4 protein-coding genes are annotated in these 26,446 nt (G+C 47.1%); 2 read left to right on the forward strand and 2 right to left on the reverse strand.

Annotated features, from left to right (window positions below; translation table 11 throughout):
• Positions 1-301: 301 nt before the first annotated feature.
• Positions 302-22,696, forward strand: a complete 22,395-nt coding sequence (locus tag AACS90_RS05185) for a non-ribosomal peptide synthetase (protein ID WP_099121977.1) — start codon at positions 302-304, stop codon at positions 22,694-22,696.
• Positions 22,697-22,987: 291 nt separating this feature from the next.
• Here the strand turns inward: AACS90_RS05185 and AACS90_RS05190 are convergent, their stop codons facing one another.
• The gene (locus AACS90_RS05190) at positions 22,988-23,350 is read right to left on the reverse strand and encodes a VOC family protein (RefSeq protein WP_099121978.1); all 363 of its coding nucleotides are present in this window, start codon (positions 23,348-23,350) and stop codon (positions 22,988-22,990) included.
• Positions 23,351-23,866: 516 nt separating this feature from the next.
• Between AACS90_RS05190 and AACS90_RS05195 the strand changes: the two genes are divergently transcribed.
• Entirely contained in the window at positions 23,867-24,727 is an 861-nt protein-coding gene (locus AACS90_RS05195; RefSeq protein WP_099121979.1) for a phosphatidylinositol-specific phospholipase C, read from the forward strand.
• Between the two features lie 162 nt (positions 24,728-24,889).
• Here AACS90_RS05195 and AACS90_RS05200 read toward each other — a convergent pair whose 3' ends face one another.
• Positions 24,890-26,431, reverse strand: coding sequence for an NAD(P)/FAD-dependent oxidoreductase (locus tag AACS90_RS05200; RefSeq protein WP_099121980.1), 1,542 nt, complete (start codon positions 26,429-26,431; stop codon positions 24,890-24,892).
• Positions 26,432-26,446 lie beyond the last annotated feature (15 nt).

The following is a 26,446-nucleotide window of genomic DNA, read 5'->3' on the forward strand; positions in this document are numbered from 1 at the left end:
CCTCATCCAATATATCCAGCATAAAAATAGTTATACCAGATAAAAAATAACATATCCCGTAGCTAAAATGACCAGAAAAACTTCACAATCATGAGTTATGATCATGCAGTAATAAATAAAAACAGAATCATTCACTGATAAACATTAACTATTTTTCATGAGGAAGGATGTTGAAAGATTGCGAGATTATCTGTAATGATACCATGATGAATTATACCCACTAAGTCGTAAATGACAGTCTGAAATATTACGGAATCAATTACAAATAACTTGTAAACGGAATACATTCGTATAATTTATTATGAGAGCATTTAAGGGTTCTTTGAATTCGGGTTTTTATCCTCTTCACCCTTCTCAGGAGGATGTGTTTTACGAGCAGGCACTTTATGAAAATAGTCCAATACACAGCCTTAGCTGGTATACGTCATTAGAAGAAAATATTGATATAGCGATTTTACAAAAAGCATGGGATCTACTGCACCAGCATATTGATACATTACGTCTGCGAATAGCGATAGATTCAGATAATGAGGCTATACAATATATTCCGGATCTGAGTAAACCCGAATTAATCAGGTACCATGATGCCATAATGCAGCCTGAACCCGAAAAGCACGCTCTTACCTGGATGAGGCAACAAACCTATATTCCTGTCAATTACTTAAAGACAACTCCCTATCAAGTGACATTAATCCGGCTGAATAATGAAAAATGTTATTTATTCACGCAATTCCACCACATTATGATAGATAGCGTTGGATTATATCGGCTTCATGAGTATATCTATCAGTTATACGGCTGCCTTAAACAAGGCCTATCGACAGCATGGTTATCAGATATTCCGCAATATTTAACATCGATAGAGAACTCAAGGGATTATTTAAATAGTATTCATTATAAGAATGATAAAATTTATTGGATTGACTTTTTAAGAAAAAAAGAAATACATCACTTACCCCCTCACTATAAAAATAATGAAAGCGGTTATCGCTCGCTGGCACTGCCATTTTCAGCTAAAGAAAGTTTACTGGCTTTTTGTCGTCAACATAAAATGAATTTACTGGCTGTCTTTTCCAGCCTTGTCACCATCATGATGGCTGAACTCACAGGACAAAAAGAGCTGATTTTTAATACCATCACACATGGCAGAAGAACAGAAACAGAGAAATATGTCGTTGGCATGCAGGCCAATACGTATCCCGTACATTGCCATATTTCGCCAGCATCCAGTGTCATTGAACAAATCAGAGAAATGGAATCAGCTCTGAAAAACAGTTACAGACACAGCCAGTTCCCTCAATCACATCTTGCCCGACTAGCAAATCAACAGGGTTTTTCTTTACCCGGTATTTTTATTGCCTATGACCGTTATTCAGCATCAGCTACTGAAATTAACCAGAATCAGCATTGCCATATCGATGGAATATTTAATATTTATCCCATCGCATTCCGCCTGAAAGATCACGGTTATGATCAGGAATTAAAAATAACGATAGATTATTTGCAGGCCTATTTTAATGATGCCGATATTCAAAATGCGCTTGAACGGCTGGAAAATTTATTGGCTGCTATCATTGAGACGCCTTCTGTTCCAGTCAATGAATTACCTATTTTATTAGAGCAGGAACGTCAAACATTATTACATCTCGAAAAACAGGCTGATATCGCGTATCCACAGGATAAAACCCTGCAACAACATTTCGAAGCTCAGGCAGCCATAAGGCCGGATAATGTGGCGGTCATGTTTGAAGATGAAACGCTGACCTATCGCCAGTTAAATGAACGGGCGAATCAACTCGCAGTTGTTATTCGTGAACGTTATCAGCAGCAGCATAATCAACCGATGCCGGCTGAGACACTGGTTGCAATCTATCTGGAACGCAGCACGGAAATAGTGATCAGTATTCTGGCGGTGTTGAAAGCAGGCGGCGCTTATGTGCCTGTCTCACCAGATTATCCATCGGAACGGGTTCGGTTTATTCTGGAAGATACCAGCTCCTTCTGTGTGATCACTCAGCAAAAATATCAGCCTGTATTGAATAAGTGTACACCGGAACAAACTGTTCTGATTGCCGTAGATGACCGCAGCGTGACCGAAAATCGCTCCACGGAAAATCCGGTATGTACTGGGCAGGCAACCGATCTGGCTTATGTTATCTATACCTCCGGCACTACCGGGCAGCCAAAAGGCGTGTTACAGACACATGCTAATGTCGCCCGTTTATTTGCCAGCACACAGGCAGATTATCAGTTTAATCAGGATGATATCTGGGTGCTGTACCATTCCTATACCTTTGATTTCAGCGTCTGGGAGTTGTGGGGAGCACTGCGCTATGGCGGGTGTGTCATTATTCCGACAACAGAGTGCACTAAGGATTTTGAACAATTCAGCCGTCTCTGTTCTGCACGGAATGTCACGGTACTGAATCAGACACCGGGGGCATTTTATGCCTTTATCGAGGCTTCATTAAAGGCCGGCGCTGCATTTCCCCATCTTCGCTATGTCATCTTTGGTGGTGATAAGCTGAATCCGGTACAACTAAAGCCCTGGTGGGATTTTTACGGCGATCAGTCCCCTGCCCTCATCAATATGTACGGGATCACCGAAACCACTGTCCATGTGACCTATAAAAAATTAACTCAGAGCGATGAAACTGCCGTCTCCTGCATCGGGCGACCGCTGCGTGATATGTCTGCCTATATCCTGAATCATTCCGGGCAGCTTGCTCCTATTGGCGCACCCGGTGAACTGTATATCGGCGGTGCCGGGCTGGCACAGGGCTATTTAAACCGGCCGGAATTAACGGCTGAACGCTTTGTGGAGAATCCGTTTGCCACGGATAAGGAGAAAAAATCCGGTTACACCCGCCTGTATAAAACCGGCGATTTGGCCCGCTGGCTACCAAACGGGGAACTGGAATATCTGGGGCGTAATGATTTTCAGGTCACAATCCGCGGTTATCGCATTGAACTGGGGGAAATTGAAAGTGCGCTCGCTTCACATCCACAGGTAAAACAGGCGGTCGTGCTTGATCGAGAATATGAGGGTAATAAAGTTCTGGTCGCTTATCTGGTTAGCCATGAAAAACCTTCAGATGATGCTTTAATCAGCCACTTATCTGCTCTCCTGCCTGACTATATGCTGCCTGCCAGTTTTACCTACACTGAATCCATCCCTCTGACTCAGAACGGTAAAGTCGATCGACGGGCATTGCCAGAACCCGCCTTCGGCAATAAAGCCGGTTCTGTTTCTCCGCGTAATGAACTGGAATCCCGGCTTTGTGATCTTTGGCAGACCGTTCTGGGCGTGAAAGAGGTGGGGATTGAAGATAATTTCTTCCGTCTTGGCGGAAATTCTTTGACAGCCATTAAGCTGATCAGTGCCATTCGCCAGCAATTAGGGCTGGAAGTTTCATTAAGTCAGTTTTTTGAGTTTAAAACCATTGCCGGGCTTTCAGCACAGATGCAGAAAGCAACCGGTATAGTTATTACTCATATTGAACAGGAACGTTATCCGCTGTCATTCGCTCAGGAAAGAATGCTGTTTATCGAGCGTTTTGAACAGGGAACTTATGTCTATCATGTTCCTTACCTCGTGCAACTGGATGACAACACGGATTTGTCATTATTGGAAATCGCGATTAATCGAGTGGTTGATCGTCACCCGATAATGAAGACGGTATACCGCACCGATGCTCGCGGGCATGAATATCAACAAGTACTGGCAGAAAACCTCAGACTCAGATCACAATCCTGTCAGGATATGCATACCCTTTTACAATCAGTACGTGCCGAAATCGCCACCCCGTTTGATCTGGCCGCTGAGCCAAGTCTGCGTTTGTGTCATTATCAAGTGGCTGAAAGCCATTACTTATTGTTCCTTTGGCATCATATTGCCACTGATGGCTGGTCCACCGATATTTTTACCACCGAACTGGCAGAAAATTATCACGCACTTCTGCAAGGGCGTGCCAGCCAATTACCGGCACTGGAAATCGGCTATGGTGACTATGCACGATGGCAACGGGAATATTTACAGGGCGAAGTACATGCACAACAACTGGCTTACTGGCAACACACGTTAGCGGGCTTTGAAACGCTGGATTTGCCAGCAGACTACTCCAGACCGGCACAGGTCAGTTATCAGGGACGGGATTTTGCATTTACTCTGAACCCCGTTCTCTCCGAACAGTTGCGGGCGCTGGCCAAAACAGAAGAAACTACGCTGTACACCGTTCTGCTCAGCGCCTTTTATGTCATGCTGGCGAAGCTATCCGGGCAGAATGATATCGTGCTGGGAACCCCGACGGATAATCGCCACCATCCCCAGACTCAGCCTCTGATGGGCATGTTCATCAACTTACTGCCATTGCGGGCACAGTTAGCACAGACCGACAGTGTAAAAACACTGATTGGGCAAATTCATAAAGTCATTGCCGGTGCCAAAGATCATCAGGACATGCCATTTGAACAACTGCTTGACGCGCTGGTGATGGTACGGGATACCGCCCGCCACCCGATTTTTCAGGTTATGTTTGGCTTACAAAGTTTTGGTGAAAGCCTGACAGACAACCCTGCACTGCCGTTCAGCCCGCTCGATCTGGATGATTCTTTATACAGCCCGGCTAAATTTGATTTGAGCCTGTTCTTATCCGATGGGCAGACCTGTCTTACCGGTAGCCTCAATTATGCCGTCAGTCTGTTTAGTGAAAACACTGCCGGACGATTGGCTGACTATTATCAACGTGTGCTAGCGGCTTTTGTCGAAGACCACCAGCAAACACTGGCTAACATTAACATCCTATCAGAACAGGAATGCCAGACTCTGCTGCATCACTGGAATCAGACTGATGCTCCGTATCCACAGGATCAAACGCTGCAACAACTGTTTGAAACTCAGGTGGAAAAAACACCGGATAATGCAGCGCTGGTATTTGAAGGCGAAACCCTGACTTACCGTCAGCTGAATGAACGGGCGAACCAGCTGGCCTGTGTTATCCGGGCATGTTACCGACAGCAGCATCATGAAGAGTTGCAGGCAGATATGCCGATAGCACTCTATTTCGATCGCAGCCCGGAAATGGTGATCAGCATGCTGGCGGTGCTAAAGGCCGGTGGGGCTTATGTTCCCATTTCACCGGCCTATCCTGCCGAACGGGTCCAGTTTATTCTGGCTGATACCGCGGCATTCTGCATACTGACTCAGCAACATCATCTGACAACACTGGCAGCATATTGTCAGGCACTGCCTGAACAACCGACACTGATTGCGTCAGATGACCAGACCATCACCGCAGATCAGCCTGTAGAAAATCCGGCACGAATCAATACTTCCACCGATTTGGCCTATATCATCTATACCTCCGGCACAACCGGGCAGCCCAAAGGGGTCATGATTGAACACAACAATGTGGCTCATATGGCGGCGGCACAAGCAAACATTCTGGATACCTCGAACATAAAGAAAGCCTTAATGTTTGCTGCTTATGTGTTTGATGGTTCAGTTTTTGAATTATTCCCCGGCCTATTCAGAGGGATCACGCTTTACCTTTGTAGTGAAACAGAACGGAATGTTATTTCAGTTGCCCAGCTCATTCAGCGTGAAAGTATCGAAGCGGCAGCCTTACCCCCCGCTATGCTGAAATTACTGACTGATACTGAGTTGCCTTCTTTGCGGGTATTGGTGACAGCGGGAGAAGCGCCTTCCTCCGATTTCATTAAACACTTCAGCCAGACCAGTCGCGTACTGAATTCTTACGGCCCGACAGAAGTCACGGTATGTGCGACTGAAAAGCAGTTTCAGCAGGGTGATATCCCGGCTAATATCGGCAAGGCCATTAATAACGTCCGTCTTTACGTTCTTGACGAGCAAGGTAATTTATCCCCTGTCGGCACACCGGGCGAGCTGTATATAGGCGGAGCCGGGCTGGCTCGGGGATATTTAAACCAGCCTGAACTGACCGCTGAACGTTTTGTACCTAATCACTTTGCTACCGCAGAAGACAGAACAAAAGGATATACCCGCCTGTACCGAACCGGAGATTTAGTCCGCTGGCTACCAAGTGGTGAACTGGAATATCTGGGACGCGATGATTTTCAGGTCAAAATCCGTGGCTATCGGATTGAACTGGGTGAAATTGAACGGGCACTGACTTTACATCCACAGGTAAAACAGGCGGTAGTCATTGATCATGAATATGACGGCAACAAAACACTGGTTGCTTATCTGGTCATTGATGGTGAACTTACCGATGAGGTATTAATCCGCTATTTATCCTCCCGTTTGCCTGAATATATGTTGCCAGCCTGCTTTAACCATATTGATGCAATCCCTTTAACAGTGAATGGCAAAGTGGATCGCCGGGCATTACCGGAACCAGTTTTCGGCAATAAAATGGGCTATGTCGCCCCCCGTAATGCACTGGAAACTCAGCTTTGTGCTATCTGGCAGGACGTTCTGGGGCAGGAACAGGTAGGTATTGAAGATAATTTCTTCCGTATCGGAGGGAACTCTCTGACCGCCATTAAGCTGACTGCGGCTATTCATCGCATTCTGGCAACTGAAACCTCACTCACTCAACTGTTTGAGCTGAAAACCATCGCAGAACTGGCAACACAAATGAGGGAGAAGAGTTATACAGTTATCCCCCATCTGGCACAGGCGCACTATCCTTTATCCTTTGCGCAGGAGCGCATGTTATTTATTGAACAATTTGAACAGGGCAGCAATGCTTATCATGCGCCTTATCTACTTCAACTGGATAACGAAATTAGTCTCCCTTTATTGGAAACTGCCATCAACCGGCTAGCTGAACGCCATTCCGTGATAAAAACAGTCTACCGTCCTCATGATGAAGGCCAGATTTACCAGCAGGTGCTGGACAGGGATCTGAAAATAACCTCCCAGTCCTGCGAAAATATGGATGAACTACTGAATACTGCGCGCACCGAGATAGCACGCCCATTCAACCTGACTACAGAACTCAGCCTGCGTTTATGCCACTATCAGGTCGCTGACAGTCACTATTTACTGCTGTTATGGCACCATATCGCTATTGATGGCTGGTCTATCGCTATTTTTATGGCAGAACTGGCAGAAATTTATGAGGCTCTACGGGATAACCGTCCCTTCCAACTCACACCACTGGAGATCACTTACGGTGATTATGCTGTCTGGCAGCGTGATTACTTACAGGGTGACAGGTATGAACATCAGCTGAATTACTGGCAACAAACGCTGGCAGGTTATGAACCGCTGGCTTTGCCTGCTGACAATCCCAGACCTGCTCAGGTCAGCTATCAGGGACGGGATTTCAACTTTGTACTGGACACCCGGCTTTCGGAGCAATTGCGGACACTGGCAAAAACACAGGAAACCACCCTCTATACCGTGTTACTCAGTGCCTTTTACGTCACATTAGCGAAACTCTCCGGACAGGACGATATCGTTCTGGGGACACCAACGGATAACCGCCACCATGCCCAGACTCAGCCCCTGATTGGCATGTTCGTTAACTCGATGGTTTTAAGGGCACAACTTGAACAAACCACCAGCGTAGAAAATCTGATTCAGCAGACCCATCAGTTAGTTACCGAAGCCAAAGCGCATCAGGATATGCCATTCGAGCAGTTGCTTGAAATACTCGGCATTGAGCGCGATACCTCGCGCCATCCGATTTTTCAGATCATGTTCGGCTTACAAAATCCCGAAGAAAATCTGCCACAGGGAACGCATCTACCCTTCAGCCCGGTAATACTGGAAGAGCCTCTGTACAGCCCCGCTAAATTTGACCTGTATCTGTATTTATCCGATAGCCAAAGCGGGATTTCCGGCTGCCTGAATTATGCGGTCAGTCTGTTTAATGAAACGACCATTATGCGGCTGGCAGATATTTATCAGCGGGTACTGGTGGCTTTTGTGGCAGATCAGAAACAGCCGCTATTCGGGCTGGATATCCTGTCGGGACAGGAACGCCATACTCTGCTGCATCGCTGGAATCAGGCTGAGATGGACTATCCGCAGGATAAAACCCTGTCGCAGCTGTTTGAAGCACAGGCAGACAAAACCCCAGACAATGTGGCACTGGTATTTGAGGACGAAACGCTGACCTATCGCCAGTTAAACGAACGGGCAAATCAACTCGCAGCTGTGATCCGTGAGCGTTATCAGCAACAGCATCATCAACCGATGCCGGCTGATACGCTGATTGCACTCTATCTGGCACGCAGCCCGGAAATGGTGATCAGTATTCTGGCAGTACTGAAAGCGGGAGGCGCTTATGTGCCCGTCTCACCGGAATACCCGCCTGAGCAAGTCCGGTTTATTCTGGAAGATACCCAGACTCCTTGTGTAGTGACTCAGCAGCGGTATTTAGATGCGCTGAAAGCATGCACACAAACAGAGATGGAACAGCCCGCCCTGATTACGGCAGATAATCCGGCTGTGGCACAAAACCCGTCAACGGAGAATCTGGCCTTCACGCATCAGGCAACTGATCTGGCCTATGTTATCTATACCTCCGGCACCACCGGGCAGCCAAAAGGCGTGTTGCAGACGCATGAAAATGTCGCCCGCTTATTTGCCAGCACACAGGCAGATTACCAGTTTAATCAGAGTGATATCTGGGTGCTGTATCATGCTTACACTTTTGATTTCAGTGTCTGGGAATTATGGGGTGCATTGCTCTATGGCGGACGCCTGATTATCCCGACCATTGAGTGCACCAAAGATTTTGACCAGTTCAGCCGCCTTTGTTCAGCTCAGAACGTCACCGTACTGAACCAGACGCCGGGCGCATTTTATGCCTTTATTGACGCTTCACTGAATATAAAAGCAGAATTCCCTCATCTGCGTTATGTGATCTTCGGTGGCGATAAACTGAATCCGATACAACTGAAACCCTGGTGGGATCATTACGGCGATCAAACGCCTGCCCTCATCAATATGTACGGGATCACCGAAACCACTGTCCATGTGACCTATAAAAAATTAACCCCAAACGATGCCACCACAGTCTCCTGCATCGGGCGGCCACTACGTGACATGTCTGCCTATATTCTGAATCAATACGGGCAACTGGCTCCGATTGGTACACCGGGCGAGCTGTATATCGGTGGCGCAGGACTGGCTCGGGGCTATTTAAACCGACCGGAACTCACCGCTGAACGTTTTGTGCAGGCTTCTTTTGCCTCGGAGAAAAACAAAGAACGCGGTTACACCCGTCTGTATAAAACCGGCGACTTAGCCCGCTGGCTGCCAAATGGGGAGCTGGAATATCTGGGGCGTAACGATTTTCAGGTTAAGATCCGGGGTTATCGTATTGAACTGGGTGAAATCGAAAGCGCCCTTGCTTCACATCCACAGATAAAACAGGCCGTCGTGATCGATCGTGAATATGACGGCAACAAAACGCTGGTCGCTTATCTGGTCATCAATGGTGAACTTGCACATGATGCATTAACCCGTTACTTATCCTCCCGTCTGCCTGAATATATGCTGCCTGCCAGCTTTACCCCCATTGAGGAAATTCCTCTGACCAAAAACGGTAAAGTTGATCGCCGGGCATTACCGGAGCCGGTTTTCGGCAATAAAACAGGTTATGTTGCTCCCCGCAATGCGCTGGAAGCTCAACTGTGTACCATTTGGCAGGATGTTCTGGGACTGGAACAGGTTGGGATTGAAGATAATTTCTTCCGTATCGGAGGCAACTCCCTGACCGCCATTAAGCTGACCGCCGCGATCCGCCGCATTCTGACAACGGAAGTCTCTCTGGCACAACTCTTTGAGCTGAAAACCATCGCAGGTCTGGTCACGCAGATGGAGAAGCAGACTTATACGGTTATTCCGCATCTGGCCCTGAATCGTTATCCTTTATCCTTTGCGCAGGAACGGATGCTGTTTATCGAACAGTTTGAACAAGGTTCCGATACCTACCATATTCCTTATCTGGTTCAGCTGGATGATGAAACCTGTCTGCCTGTATTAGAAGCCGCCATTAATCGTCTGGCTGAGCGCCATTCAGTAATAAAAATGGTGTACCAGCCTGATGATAACGGCCAGATTTACCAGCAGGAAATGGATTGTAATCTGGTTATTCAATCCCGGTCCTGTGAAACGATGGAAACGCTGCTGAGTACCGTGCAGGCTGAAATAGCCACACCATTTGATCTGTCTGATGAACCTAGCCTGCGCTTGCGTCACTATCAGGTCACTGGCAGACACTATTTATTGCTGTTGTGGCACCATATCGCCTTTGATGGCTGGTCTGCCGATATTTTCATCAATGAACTGGCGGAGATTTACCCTGCCCTACGGGATGGTCGTGACTACCAGCTTACACCTCTGGAGATCAACTACGGAGATTATGCCGTCTGGCAACGCCATTATTTGCAGGGTGCAAACTATGAACAGCAGCTTGCTTACTGGCAACAAACGCTGGCGGGTTATGCTTCACTGAATTTGCCCACTGATTATCCCAGACCTGCGCAGGTAAATTATCAGGGGCAGGATTTCAGTTTTGAACTGGATATCGCCCTCTCGGAACAGTTGCGGACACTGGCAAAATCACAGGAAACCACTCTTTATACCGTGTTGCTGAGTGCCTTTTACGTCACGCTAGCGAAACTCTCCGGACAGGACGATATTGTTCTGGGAACGCCAACGGATAACCGCCACCATGCCCAGACTCAGCCTCTGATTGGCATGTTCGTTAACTCGCTGGTTTTAAGGGCACAGCTTGAAAAAACTACCAGCGTGGAAACGCTGATTAAGCAGACGCATCAACAGGTGAGTGAAGCCAAAGCGCATCAGGATATGCCGTTTGAACAACTTATTGATGCCCTGAACCTTGAGCGTGATACTTCACGTCACCCGATTTTTCAGGTGATGTTCAGCGCTCAGAGTGAACCTCAATCAAGCGAAACCCGTCTGCCATTTTGTTCGGTAACTCTGGATAAACCGCTATACAGCCCTGCCAAATTTGACCTGAGCCTGTTTTTATCCGATGGAAAAACCGGCATTACGGGTTGCCTGAATTACGCGATCAGCCTGTTTAACGAAAACACCATCACGCGGCTAGCAGCCAGTTATCAGCGGGTACTGAGCGCTTTTGTGGCAAATCAGCAACAAGCCTTATCCAGAATTGATATTTTATCTGCGCAGGAGCGACATACCCTGCTACACGGCTGGAACCAGACGGCTGCCCCATACCCGCAGGATAAAACCCTGCCACAGCTGTTTGAAGCACAGGCCGACCAACATCCCGAAGCCATCGCCGTTATCTTTGAAGACCAAAGCATCAGCTACAGAGAACTCAACCGGCGTGCCAATCAGCTGGCTCATCATCTGATTGCGCTGGGAGTACGCCCAGATGACCGGGTCGCTATTTGTCTTGAGCGCAGCCCGGAGATGATTGTGGGATTACTCGCTATTCTCAAGGCAGGCGGGGCTTATGTGCCGCTCGATCCAACCTACCCGACGGAACGGCTCAGCTTTATGCTGGCGGATGCAGCCCCGGTCGCCCTGCTGACTCAAACCACACAGGCGGATAAATTATCCGGCTCCGTCACCACGGTATTGCTCGATGAGCAGGCCCAATTCCTTGCCACCCTGCCGGATACGGATCCTGATACGCAGGCCTTAGGACTGACATCCTGCCATCTGGCTTATGTCATTTACACATCCGGCTCTACCGGGCAGCCAAAAGGCGTAATGGTGGAGCATCGCAATGTCCTGCGACTGATTATCAATAATGGTTTTGCTGATATAAACTCTGCTGACTGTGTTGCTCATTGCGCTAACCCATCATTTGATGCCGCTACATGGGAAATCTGGTCTGCCCTGCTTCACGGCAGCCGCTTGTATATTGTGTCTTCATCGGTCTTGCTCGACCCTCTTCGTTTCCGCGACATCCTGATTAAAGGTAAAGTGACCGCATTATGGCTCACCGTAGGCTTGTTTAACGAGTACCTTGACCCTCTTCTTCCGGTATTCGGACAACTACGCTATCTACTTGTCGGGGGCGATGTTCTAAATCCGCAGAAAATAAAACAGGTACAGTTGGCAGAAACCTCACCTGTTCACCTGATTAACGGCTACGGCCCAACAGAAACAACCACCTTTGCCGCCACTTATACAATGACGGATACGGTTGATGTAACTCAATCTATCCCTATCGGTCGTCCGATTGCCAATACCCGGATTTATTTACTGAACACAGATGAACAACCCGTGCCCATTGGGGCAATAGGAGAACTTTACATTGGCGGAGACGGCGTTGCCCGGGGTTACCTGAACCAGCCTGAACTGACAGCAGAACGTTTCCTGACCGATCCGTTCTCGCCTGAATCAAATGCCCGTATGTACAAAACCGGCGATCTCGCCCGCTGGTTACCGGACGGCAATATTGAATACCTTAGCCGCAACGATTTTCAGGTGAAGCTACGTGGGTTCCGTATCGAACTGGGCGAAATCGAAAACGCCCTGACCGCCCACCCACAGGTAAAACAGGCTGTAGTCATTGATCGGGAACATCACAATCATAAGGTGCTGGTAGCCTATCTGGTGACGGAAGGTTCACTATCCAGTGACAGCCTGATGGAATATCTCTCTTCCCGCTTGCCTGAATATATGCTGCCTGCCAGCTTTAGCGTTATAGAATCTATTCCGCTGACGCTGAACGGAAAAGTGGATCGCCGCGCCTTGCCAGAGCCAATCTGGAGCAATCAGGAGCACTATATTGCACCCCGCGATGCACTGGAAACTCAACTGTGTCATATCTGGCAGGATGTGTTAGGTCTGGAGCAGATTAGCGTTGAGGATAATTTCTTCCGTATTGGCGGCGATTCGATTGTCAGCATCCAGCTGGTTTCTAAACTGCGTCAGGCCGGTTTTACCCTTCAGGTGAAAGCCATTTTTGAGGCACCCACGGTGGCGCAATTAGCCCGATTACTAGCTCAGACCGTTTCTACTGAGAAAGTCATTGCCGAACAAGGGTTGCTAACCGGAGAATTTGATCTGTTACCTGTCCAGCAGACTTTCTTTGACTGGGATTTCGCCGATGCACACCACTGGAATCAGGCCTTTATGGTTCAGATACCCGGTCATATTAAATCTGCGCAGGTTGAACAAGCACTGATAATACTGGCTGAACGGCACGATATGCTACGTACCCGTTTTATTAAGACCGAAAACGGCTACCACCAGCACTATTCCGCAGAAATACCGAATTCACCTTCTCTTTTACAACACGTTGATATCCGTGAGTTCAATCAGGAAGAGCTGCATCAACAACTCACTCAATGGCAAAGCGGGTTCGATTACCATAACGGGCCATTATGGCAGGCTGCTCATCTGATTGGCTACGCAGATGGCAGTGCCCGGTTATTTTTTGCCTTCCACCATCTGATTATTGATGCCGTATCGTGGCGGATTATTGCCGAAGATATGCGTTTACTCTTGCAGGGTATGGCGTTGCGCCCAAAAACCAGCAGTTATCGCCAATGGGTAGCCGCAGTACATCACTACTCCGAACAGCATCAGAATGAGATTACCTACTGGCAACAGGTGATGGCGGGCCATGTTGCTAAACCAGCGCAGGATAACATCACCCGTCACCCGCTAAGTCTTTCTGTGGAGACGACAGACATTCTGCTGCATGAAGCCAACACGGGTTATCACACTGAAATTAACGACTTACTTCTGAGTGCGCTGGCGCTGGCTTTACAGGAAGTCTTCGCGCAATCCGTTAATCACATTACGCTGGAAGGGCACGGGCGGGAACATATCGATAACACGCTGGATGTTTCTGAAACCGTTGGCTGGTTTACCACGCTGTATCCGGTTCAGTTACAAACACAGCCTGATATTGCCGAAACCATTATTCATACCAAAGAGATGCTGCGTGGTATTCCGAACAAAGGGATCGGTTACAGCACACTACATCAGGCGGGGTATCTGACCGGTGATTTACCGGCTATCAGTTTCAACTACCTCGGTCAGCTTGGAGGAGCCAGCCATCAGGATTGGAGCATCACCAGTGATGATTGCGGGAATGCGATAGCCAGCGAAAATAGCAGCCATTTATTACTGGGCATCAATGGCGCAATTCAGGCCGGAAGACTGCAATTCAGTGTGGATTCCCGCCTGCCGCCAAACCAGACCACAATGTTTATCGCCACATTTGAGCAAATGCTCAACCGCGTTATCGCCATTGCTCAGGCACAGACGCAATCAGGAGGGATAAAGACGCCCAGTGATTATGGTATTGAAGGGCTTTCAGTCAGGTCATTAAATCAGCTTCAACAGCAGTATCAAATTGAAGCACTGTATCCCGCCACCAGCCTGCAACAAGGTTTTGTCTACCATTATCTGGCTCAGCCGCAGGATGATGCCTATCGCGTACAATGGTTGCTGGATTATCACACCAATGTTGACATTGCCGCCTACCAACAGGCCTGGGCGCTGGCTTCGCTCCGTTTCCCTACTCTCAGAACCGCCTTTGACTGGGAAGGGAGAATATTACAGGTTATTACAACCGAGGCCAGTATTGGTTCGGCCAACTTCAGAAGAGAAGACCTCAGCCAATTATCAGAAGCCGAACTCAACCGGGTGATTGACGAAATTCAGCAAACTGACCGTACCCTGCCGTTTGATTTAAGTCAGCCCGGTTTGGTTCGTTTTACGATGATTCAACAGCGTCAACAACTGACTACCGTGCTTGTTACACTGCACCACAGCATTATCGACGGCTGGAGTACACCGATTCTATTACAGGCTGTACATGAATATTACAACGCCATCATTCAGGGCGAACTACCTGAAATCACAGTGGATCAAGCCTATCCGGCTACCCAGCAATATTATCTGGATCATAAAGCAGAATCAGACCGTTACTGGACAGAGCGTAAACCTCAGTTTCAGGGAGCCAATGATTTTTCAGCTTTACTGAGCCATTCCATTGATTTAACACAGATAAAAACCGTTGAAAAACCCGCTGCACAGTTACTGACTCTACAAGACAGCGCCTATCATCAGCTTAAAGAAATCTGCCGGACTCAGGGCGTAACCCTGAATGTCGCTCTGCAATTTGCATGGCATAAACTCCTGCACAGCTACACGAGTGATGAACAGACCATTGTCGGTACAACCGTATCCGGCCGTGATGTGCCCGTGGAGGGTATTTCGGACAGTGTTGGTCTGTATATCAATACATTACCGCTGATGGTGCAATGGGATCACACCGACAGTGTAGCAACGGTTTTACAGGCCATTCAGCAGGATATTGCTGCTCTCAACAGCCACAGTGATATTACCCTGTCCAACCTGCAATCTGACGGTAAGCGGTTATTCCATAGCCTGCTGGTCTTTGAGAACTACCCTGTTCCGGCGGTAAGTGAAGATATAGCCGGTATCGAACATACCCTGACATTCCGTAAAGCAGTCGAAAAAGTCGATTATCCGGTGCTGATAATGGCCTATGAACACGATAACAAGCTGGTTATCAAATTCAGTTACGGGGAAGACTGGCTGACAGAAGAACAGGCGCAACATTTACTCTGTCAGCTTGAACGTATCCTGTATGCGGTCGCCAGTAACCCACATCAGCCACATACGTCAGTATCTTTCCTCAGCGAAGAAGAGCGTCATACTCTTCTGTACCGCTGGAATGAAACCGCGGCTCCTTATCCACAGGATAAAACCCTGCCACAACTGTTTGAAGCTCAGGCCAGCCAACATCCCGAGGCCATCGCCGTGATCTTTGAAGATCAAACCATCAGCTATGGCGAACTTAACGCTCGAGCCAACCAGCTTGCTCATCATCTGATTGCGCTGGGGGTGTGTCCTGATGACCGGGTAGCTGTTTGTCTTGAACGCAGTCCGGAGATGGTGGTGGGATTACTCGCTATTCTCAAGGCAGGCGGGGCTTATGTCCCGCTCGATCCGGCCTACCCGACTGAACGACTCAGCTTTATGCTGGAGGATTCAGCGCCGGTCGCCCTGCTGACTCAAACCACACAGGCGGATAAATTATCCGACTCCATCACCACGGTATTGCTTGATGCTCAGGCGACAGAGCTTGCCACCCTGCCGGACACGGATCCTGATACGCAGGCATTAGGGCTGACATCACACCATCTGGCTTATGTCACCTATACTTCCGGATCGACAGGTTTACCTAAAGGCGTCATGGTGGAGCACCGTAATGTTCTGCGCCTGATTATTAATAATGGCTTTGCCGATATCGGGCCGGATGACTGCATCGCGCATTGCGCCAATATTTCATTTGATGCTGCGACATGGGAAGTCTGGTCAGGGTTAATGAATGGTGCCCGTATCCTGCTGGTACCGGAGAAAACCCTGCTACAGCCAGCCGAATTTGGTCAGTGTCTGTCAGCCGCCGGTGTCAGCGCGCTGTTTCTGACCACGGCGCTGTTTAACCAGTATGCCGACCTGATTGCTCCTGCACTGTCAGGGCTGCGGTATGTCCTGTTCGGCGGTGAAAAGAGTGATAATCGAGCCGCCATGCGCCTCCGGGCAGAATATTCTCCTCAACATTTACTGCATGTCTACGGGCCAACAGAAACGACCACGTTTGCCACAGCCTACGATATGCCACAGATGGAAAGCGGAAAACTGCCCATCGGGAAGCCTATCAATAATACGCGCATCTACATTCTGGATAATCAGGGACAGCCTGTTCCCGCAGGTGTGCCCGGTGAAATCCATATTGGCGGAGGCGGTGTCGCCCGAGGCTACCTGAACCGGCCTGAACTGACAGCAGAGCGTTTCCTGACCGATCCGTTCTCTCCGGAACCGAATGCACGCATGTACAAAACCGGTGATCTCGCCCGCTGGTTGCCGGACGGTAATATTGAATACCTTAGCCGCAACGATTTTCAGGTTAAGTTACGCGGGTTCCGTATTGAACTGGGTGAAATCGAAAGTGCCCTCACATCCCATCTACAGGTGAAACAAGCGGTGGTGATTGACCGGGAGCATCATGGTCATAAAGCGCTGGCCGCTTATCTGGTAACAGACGGGCAGATCTCCGATGAAAGCCTGCTTGACTACTTATCGGCACACCTGCCGGATTATATGTTACCGGCCAGTTTTACCCGGATTGACGCTATTCCGCTGACCCTGAATGGCAAAGTAGACCGCCGCGCCTTGCCTGATCCGGTTTGGGGAGATCGCGACAATTATGTTGCCCCCCGCAATGCACTGGAAACCCGGCTGTGCACTCTCTGGCAGGAAGTTCTAAGGCTGGAGCGGATAAGTATTGATGATAACTTTTTCCGCATTGGTGGTGATTCGATTATCAGTATCCAGCTGGTCTCGAAACTACGGCAGGCGGGTTTCACTCTTCAGGTTACCTCAATTATCGAGGCACCGACGGTGGCTCAGTTAGCCCAATTACTGATGCAGGATACCTCTACCGATACAATCATCGCGGAACAGGGAATATTAAACGGGGAATTTGACCTGTTACCTGTCCAGCAAATGTTCTTCGACTGGGCACTGCCAAATCCGCACCACTGGAATCAGGCCTTTATGGTTCGGTTACCCGGTGATATCAAATCCACGCAGATTGAACAGGCGCTGATGGCACTGGCTGATCGGCATGATATGTTACGCGCTCATTTTGTCAGAACAGAACAGGGCTATCGCCAGTGTTACCCGGCCAAAACGCCATCTTCACAGCTCCCGTTACCGCACGGTGATATTCGTGGATTAGATAAGGAAACGCTCAATCAACAACTGACTGCATGGCAAAACCACTTTAATTACGATAATGGGCCATTGTGGCAGGCGGCTCATCTGACCGGCTACACAGATGGCAGCGCGCGCTTATTCTTCGCTGCACATCATCTGATTATTGATGTCGTATCATGGAGGATTATCGCGGAAGATATCCGACGGATATTGCAGGGTGAAACCCTGCCCGCCAAAACCAGCAGCTACCGGCAGTGGGTGAAGGCCATCCGTCAGTATGCCGAACAGCATCAACAGGAGATTACCTACTGGCAACAAGCGCTGGCAGAAACTTCTAGCCACACAGCCTCTGATAACCTCAGCCAACATACCCTGAGTATTTCTGCTGCACTGACGGGCATTTTACTGCGGGAAGCTAACGCCGGTTATCAGACCGATATTAATGATTTATTGCTGAGCGCACTGGCACTGGCTCTACCGGAAGTGTTCTCACAATCCGTTAACTCCATCACGCTGGAAGGCCACGGACGCGAAAATATCGACCATACACTGGATGTTTCTGAAACCATTGGCTGGTTTACTACCTTGTATCCTGTTCGTCTGGCAATACAGGAGGATATCGCTGAGACCATTATTCACACCAAAGAGATGCTGCGCACCGTACCCAATAAGGGGATAGGTTATGGCGCATTACGTCAGGCGGGTGCTCTGGCCGGGGATTTACCGGCCATCAGTTTCAACTATCTGGGCCAACTAGGAGGTGAACGCGAACAAGACTGGGCACTGACACGTGACGATACGGGCAGCACCTCGGCAGACGAAAATCACAGTCATCTGCTGCTGAACATCAACGGGCTGGTTCAGGCCGGTCAGCTACAATTCCAGATCGGTTCCCGTTTAACTGCGGATCAGACACAGACATTTATCGCCGCCTTTGAACAGGCGCTCCGATCTGTCATCACCACCGCCCAGAAACAAGCGCAATCCGGTGGGATAAAAACCCCCGCAGATTATGGTATCAAGGGGCTTTCCATCAAGCTGTTGCGCCAGCTTCAACAGGTGTATCAGATTGAAGCCTTGTACCCCGCCACCAGCCTGCAACAGGGTTTTATTTATCATCATCTGGCCCAGCCACAGGACGATGCTTATTGCGTTCAGATATTGTTGGATTACCACACTCAACTCGATTTTGCGGTCTACCAGCAAGCATGGGCACTGGCTTCACTGCGTTTTCCTATCCTCAGAACCGCCTTTAACTGGACGGAAGAGGTATTACAAATTATTACTGAGGAAGCGAGTATCAGTACCGCCAACTTCAGCATGAAAGATATCCGCTCATTGCCGGAGTATGAACGACACACAGCCATCAGTACAATTCAACAACGGGATCGCGCCCTGCCGTTTGATTTCAGCCTTCCCGGATTAATTCGCTTTACCCTGATCCAACAGCATGAGCAACTGGTCACGGTGCTCACCACCCTGCACCATAGTATTATTGATGGCTGGAGTAATCCGATTTTATTGCAGGCAGTACATGAGTATTACAACGCTATCATTCAGGGAGACATGCCTGAAATCAGGGTAGATCAAGCCTATCCGGCTACTCAGCAATATTATCTGGATCATCAGGCCGAATCAGATCGCTACTGGGCGGAGCGCAAAGCGCAATTTCAGGGCACCAATGATCTTTCAGCACTGTTAAGCCACCGTGTTGATTTGAGCCAGATAAAAACCATTGAACACCCCGCTGAGCAGGGGATTATTTTACAGGGCAGCGCTTATGAGCAGCTGAAAAATACCTGCCGGGCGCAGGGCGTGACGCTGAATGTGGTCCTGCAATTTGCCTGGCATAAACTGCTGAACAGTTATACCGGCGATGATCAAACTATTGTCGGTACGACGGTATCCGGCCGTGATGTGCCCGTAGAAGGTATTGCGGACAGTGTCGGCCTGTATATCAATACTTTGCCGCTGATGGTGCAATGGGATCATACCGACAGTGTAGCGGCGGTTTTACAGGTGATTCAGCAGGATATCGCCGCCCTGAACAGCCACAGCGCGGTATCGCTTTCTGGCCTGCAATCTGACGGAGAGCGGTTATTCCACAGCTTACTGGTCTTTGAAAACTATCCGGTTCCAGTAGCAGATGAAAATAACTCGGGCATCGAGCATACCGTGGCATTCCGCCAGTCGGTGGAAAAAGTGGACTATCCGCTGTCACTCATGGCCTATGAACAGGATAACCGTTTAGTTATCAAACTCAGTTACGGTGAAGACTGGCTGACGGAAGAACAGACTCAGCGCCTGTTGGATCAGCTTGAACGCATTCTGTCTGCGGTGATGTATGCCCCAGACCAACCTCATACTGAAATCACCTTCTTCAGCGAGGAGGAACGCCATACCTTGTTGCACAGCTGGAACCAGACCAATGTAGCGTATCCACAGGATAAAACCCTGCAACAGCTGTTTGAAACACAGGTGGAAAAGACACCGGACAATGTGGCACTGGTGTTTGAGGACGAAACCCTGACCTACCGCCAGTTAAACGAGCGGGCCAATCAACTGGCTCATGTGATCCGCGAATGCTATCAGCAACAGAGTAATAAGATGATGCAGGCGGATACCCCGATAGCCCTTTATCTTGACCGCAGCCCGGAAATGGTTATCAGTATTCTGGCGGTTCTGAAAGCCGGTGGCGCTTATGTGCCTATTTCCCCGGAATATCCCGCCGAACGGGTACAGTTTATTCTGTCGGATACGGCTGCTGGTTGTGTACTAACCCAGCAACGACACCTCATTACACTCAAAACTTACTGTCAGTCACACAAAGAACAGCCGTTACTGATAACAGCTGATGACCCGGCAGTCACGGTAACTCAGCCCGTGGAAAATCCGGCTCAGATAAATTCAGCCTCTGACTTAGCCTATATTATCTATACTTCCGGCACGACGGGACAACCCAAAGGCGTGATGGTAGAACATACCAGCGTCAACAACCTGAGCCAGTTTATTATCCGAACCCATTCACTGTATCCACAAACCAGGACGCTGTTTTTCGCCAACTACGTTTTTGATGCCTCAGTGTTTGAGATTTTCCCGGCACTGATCGCAGGAGCATCTCTATATATTGCTCCTGCCGCAGTGACAGTGAATAGTGAGCAATTGCTGGCATTTATCAATGCCCATGAAATAACCCGAGCATTTATCCCAACAGCCTTAATGAATCATTATTCCGCTGATTTATTCCGCTCTTCCCTGCAAATTATCCATACAGGTGGAGAAACTCTGAATGCCCTGAATTTGCCACCGGCAATCACTGTATTTAATCAATACGGCCCGACAGAAATCACTGTTTGTGCAACCCAAAACTTATTGCAGGGAGATGATTTATCCATTGGCAGCGGTATTGATAACACATTCCTGTATGTTCTTGATCGTCATGGTAATCCTGTACCTGTTAGCGCACCGGGGGAGCTATATATCGGTGGTGCGGGTGTCGCCCGGGGATATTTAAACCAGCCAGAGTTAACCGCTGAACGCTTTGTGGTAAATCCATTTGCCACAGATGAAGATAAGCTTCAGGGCTATACCCGCCTGTATAAAACGGGCGATCTGGTACGCTGGCAGCCGGACGGCAAACTGGAATATCTGAGTCGAAATGATTTTCAGGTTAAAATTCGAGGCTTCCGCATTGAATTGGGTGAAATCGAAAGTGTCCTGTCCTCCCATCCGCAGGTGAAACAGGCGGTCGTGATAGATCATGAATATGACGGAAATACTGTACTGGTTGCTTATCTGGTGACAGACGACAGAGTGCCTGATGACACCCTGCACAACTACATTTCTTCCCGTCTGCCTGAATATATGCTGCCTGCCAGCTTTACCCGTATTGAGTCCATCCCGTTGACTGTGAATGGGAAGCTGAACCGCCGCGCTCTGCCAGAACCGGTCTGGGGAAATAGTGATCACTATGTTGCCCCGCGCAATAAGCTGGAAACCCAGTTATGTGCCATCTGGCAGGACATTCTGGGACTGAAACAAGTCGGTATTGAGGATAATTTCTTCCGTATCGGCGGAAATTCACTGGTAGCCATTAAACTTACCTCCGCGATCCGCGATACCCTGCAAATTGATATTCCGTTAAATATTTTGTTTAGCGGTAAATGCATTTCTTCGTTATCGCAATGGCTGGAAACAGATGCAGACCATGCTCAACCCGGTTTACTGAATTTCTTCACACCAGAGTCAACCGCGACCAATAAGCTATTTATGATCCATCCGGCCAATGGCGGCAGTGAAGTTTATGAATCGCTGGCAAGTGCACTGTCTGATAACTATAACTGCATCGGCATTAACAACTATAACCTCAGCACGGATAATCCAACGGATTCACTGTATCAGTTGGCTAAGATTTATAGGGAATTAATGCTGACAGAAACTACTATCGATCAGCCTATTTATATTCTGGGCTGGTCACTCGGCGGGCAATTAGCGATGGAAATCGCCTTTCAGTTAGAGCAGCTGGGGGCAACAAAAATTCAGCTGTTTTTATTGGATACTGTACTCAATAACGAGGAAATAAAAACGCTCAGAGATAAATTAGATATTTCAGCAATAAATGAAGTAGTAACTGAAAACTTGCAGAAACTGGGTGCTACAAATAGCTATATCAACAAGATACTGGAGATTATGCCATTTGAAAATTCCATCGCCAATTGTGAATTAAGCGGTAAATTAAACCAGACCAACATTACTTTGTTTAAAGCCGGTCAGGTAAACTCATTAAATAAAGGGGAAATTGAGCTACAAATAGGCCAGTTGATCATAGAGATACCGGATAATAATATTTCTCAATGGTCAGCTAATCCAATAATAGTTCAGCAGGTTACTGATTATTACCACGAAAATATGATTGATGCGGTTGACCCTATCAGTGCTGAAGCCGTTAATTTATTAGGTAGTAAGGAAGAAGTACTGTTGTAAAATCACTGTTACTGACGAGGCTGGTATTGCCAGCCTCGTCAGGAGGCTACGTAATGTTGGTGAGCTGACTACATGCCAGTAGCTGTTAATATCCCTCATCGATCTTTCAGCTATGAGTCAGTAATTGCTATATTATTTTCCTCAAAAAATAACATAGCTTCTAATGTAATTTATGTACACCAACATATACATATTTTGTGTGATACAAAATGAATGATTCTGATTATCACTGACTACCAAAAACAAATTTAAATCAATAATAATAATCTTCCCTTACTTCGCTATTAATAGCTAGAGATGACTAATTAGCTCGATTCTGTTACCAAACGGGTCATAAACATGAAAGCGATTAAACCCTTCAATGGGTACATCATCCTGACATGTGTACCCGGCATCAGTACACAATTTTCGTAGCTGATTCAGGTTATCAACCAGAAAAGCAGGGTGTGCTTTAGTTCCGGGATAAAAATCTTCCTGTACCCCTAAATGAACTTGGACCTCACCACTGATAAACCAACAACCACCGCGTTTAGCAAGGTTTTCTGGTTTTTGTATCTCAGTTAACCCGAGAATATCGATATAAAATTTACGCGCTGTATCTTCTTCTCCTTTAGGCATTGCGAGCTGAACATGATCTATTTTTAATAAAGTCATGATAAGTTCTCCTGAAAAATAGCGGGTATATACCAATAGGTTTCCTCGTGACGGCAAGTGTGACAATTGGCAATAACAAACTCAACAACCATCGACTTTATTCGGTTGTTGTTGAGTACTTGATCATATTATTTGTAATATAAAGATTAATGTTTATTAATATGAAACCTTTTAAATCACCTTCAACAAATATCACTTTGTTATCATAACCATGCTAAAAATTAATGAGAAATAATAATAAAATAACACTATAATTTACATGTAACCATTTTTATATTAACGATAAATTATAGTGATTTTTATTTATAATTCGTGTTTTTTGCTATAATAAAAGGAACAAAGCTAAACTCTTCCACCTGATAAGTTAATGGGAAATAAAAAAACACAAAATTAACACAGATATATCTATAACGCCCTATTAATTAAATAAAAACAGTTAAAGTCACTCTGTAAAAACATCTGACTTCATCAATGATGTAATTTTATTTTTATCATCATAATTATATAGAGGTTTTTATGAAAAAAAATAAAAAAACAGTAAATTTTGATTACACAGATAATAAAAAAATCACATGGGAACCGACGACATGGATGAAAAACATCGATGACAAAAAGTCCACTGCTTTATTATCCATTCCAGGAACTCACGAATCATGTGCAACTTATTCACCAGAAGGAGATGTATTAGGAATAATTATTTGCCAGAATCAATCTGTGGAACAACAACTACAGGAAGGAATAAGATTTCTGGATATAAGATGCAGAGCTATTGATGGTGTATTTACAATTCATCATGAAATGGTTTATCAGAAAATAAATTTTGGTGACGTTTTAATTGAATGTATTAATTTCTTATCATCACACCCTTCAGAAACTATTTTCATGCGGGTGAAACAGGAATACTCTACAGTCAGCGATAAAGATTTTATTGCTATTTTTAATGATCATTATGGAAAATTCTATCCATACATGTATCTGGATTCAGATATTCCATCCTTGGGACAGGTCAGAGGAAAGATAGTTATTATCTCAAATGTCTCAGGATTACCGGGGATTCCTTGGAATGTATTTAAAATACAAGATGATTATGATGCAGATGATGCATTTGAAAAATGGGAAGCTATCTGTGAGCACTTCAGTTTAACTATCAAGAATCACTCCAGTGGCGGTAAAGATTTTTTTATTAATTTTTTAAGTATTCAAGGGAATCCTCCTCATTGGACAATAAAAAAGATGTCTTATAATATGAATGGTTCTTTTATTACGATGTTACAGGAAGGCGTCAACGTATCTGGACTTGGTGTTGGAATCATACCGATGGATTTTCCCAATTTAACAGATAATGTTATTGGTGTAATAATAGACAGTAATTTTTAAAAAAATGAATAATCTTAATAAGATTGAAACTCAATGACGCCAGTGTATTACTTACTGGCGTTTATTATTATCAGATTGTAGTTGTAAGATCAGGATGAGTTAAATAAATTATAAACGTAAAACGTTAACAGTCTCTAATCTTCAGTTTCTATTCTTGAATATCTAAAATGAAACCATATCTGCCGGATTAAATGTACTCATTACTCCCAGAGCACCCTTAATCAACGGAATAACCACCGGAGAGAAATAGGAGCCCAATGGAATGCTCGTGTGGTCAATGCTGGTCAGCATGTTAAAATCCCGATTACGTCCGGTGAAATCGTCACTGATTGCTTTACCAATGCGTACCGTCTGCGCTACACCATGACCACTCCAGCCATGTACCATATATACAGGGGTGTTATCATCACTTTTACGGGCATCAGCTGCACCATTCAGGGTCAGGTCACTAATCCCGCCCCAGGAATATTCCAGTTCTGGTTTCTCCAGCTGCGGAAATACAGTTCTGATACGATCAAGCAAATAGTTGTTTACATCACGGGATGACCAGGAGTTACCCGTGCCCTGCCCGCCAAACAGCAGGCGGTTGTTGCGTACCGAACGATAATAATCTATCTGTAACTGTGTATCGTAAACGGGCAGATCTGATGGGAGTAATTCTTTGATGGGCATCGGCAACGGTGAAGTAACCGCCACATAGGTGAAAAAAGGCACTGTAGTGGAAGAGCCTGAGATAAATTCCCCCGTAGAGGCATGTACCCCAAGTACCACGGCTTTACTCGCCCTGATAGTTCCCTGACTGGTTTCAATAACCGCTCCGCGCTCTTCCTGCCTGATACCGGTCACTTTAGTATTGTCATATATTCGTCCCCCAAGCCCGGCAAAACCATATGCCAAGCCCCGTAATAACGCGAGGGGCTGAACCTGTCCGCTGATACTGTCGATATTGGCACCATGATAAATATCCGAGCGCACATACTCTTCTTGTAGTTCGAATGGGCCAATAACCTTCACCATTTTATCGCCCAATCGACGACGTGCATCGGCATTAGCCACTAATGGCCCCATATGACCCGGATGGATCGCCGCCGTAATATGGCCATATTTACGGTCACATTCAAAACCGTAACGTGAACGAAGTTCATCCACGAGATCCATTGCTTCAACCGATGTAAATTGCCATAAACGTCTAGCTTCTTCAGGTGAAAATTTTTCCAGTATAGTTTCAGCTGACCAGCGGGCAATGCCGGGAGTCATCTGCCCCCCGTTACGTCCGGAAGCGCCTGAACCAATATTATCTTTTTCAACCAGAATGACATCCACACCCGCTTCAGCCAGATGTAACGCCGTGGAAGCACCCAGCAATCCGCCACCAATAACAACAACCTCACAGCTTTGATCACCGGGAAGACTGCCAAAGGCCGGCCAGTCAGCCAGAGAAGCCTCATAGTAGTTAGCTGGCATGTCGATAGCAGCTATGTCTCTATGCCAGTTCCAGATGCGGGGATCCAGCCCCAGACGACTGGGTCTGGCCTGTGCATCCTGTAATAGCTTTGGCCGGAGTTGTTCAATACCGGCGGCCAGAGTATCAACCTTGGTTAATTCTCCGGCAAGTAGGGATGTTGTGGGAAATAGGGATGAAAGTACGCCCGCACCTGCAAGCGTTGCTGCATTAGAAATAAAATCTCTTCTGTTCATTGTCATTTTAGCGCTCCTGTA

The organism is Xenorhabdus sp. KK7.4, assembly GCF_963876465.1.
Lineage (GTDB): Bacteria > Pseudomonadota > Gammaproteobacteria > Enterobacterales > Enterobacteriaceae > Xenorhabdus > Xenorhabdus stockiae.

Excerpts from the sequence above, each read along its gene's own strand:
- AACS90_RS05185 (WP_099121977.1), top strand. The coding sequence starts at position 302 with ATGAGAGCATTTAAGGGTTCTTTGAATTCGGGTTTTTATCCTCTTCAC.
- AACS90_RS05190 (WP_099121978.1), bottom strand. The coding sequence starts at position 23,350 with ATGACTTTATTAAAAATAGATCATGTTCAGCTCGCAATGCCTAAAGGA.
- AACS90_RS05195 (WP_099121979.1), top strand. The coding sequence starts at position 23,867 with ATGAAAAAAAATAAAAAAACAGTAAATTTTGATTACACAGATAATAAA.
- AACS90_RS05200 (WP_099121980.1), bottom strand. The coding sequence starts at position 26,431 with ATGACAATGAACAGAAGAGATTTTATTTCTAATGCAGCAACGCTTGCA.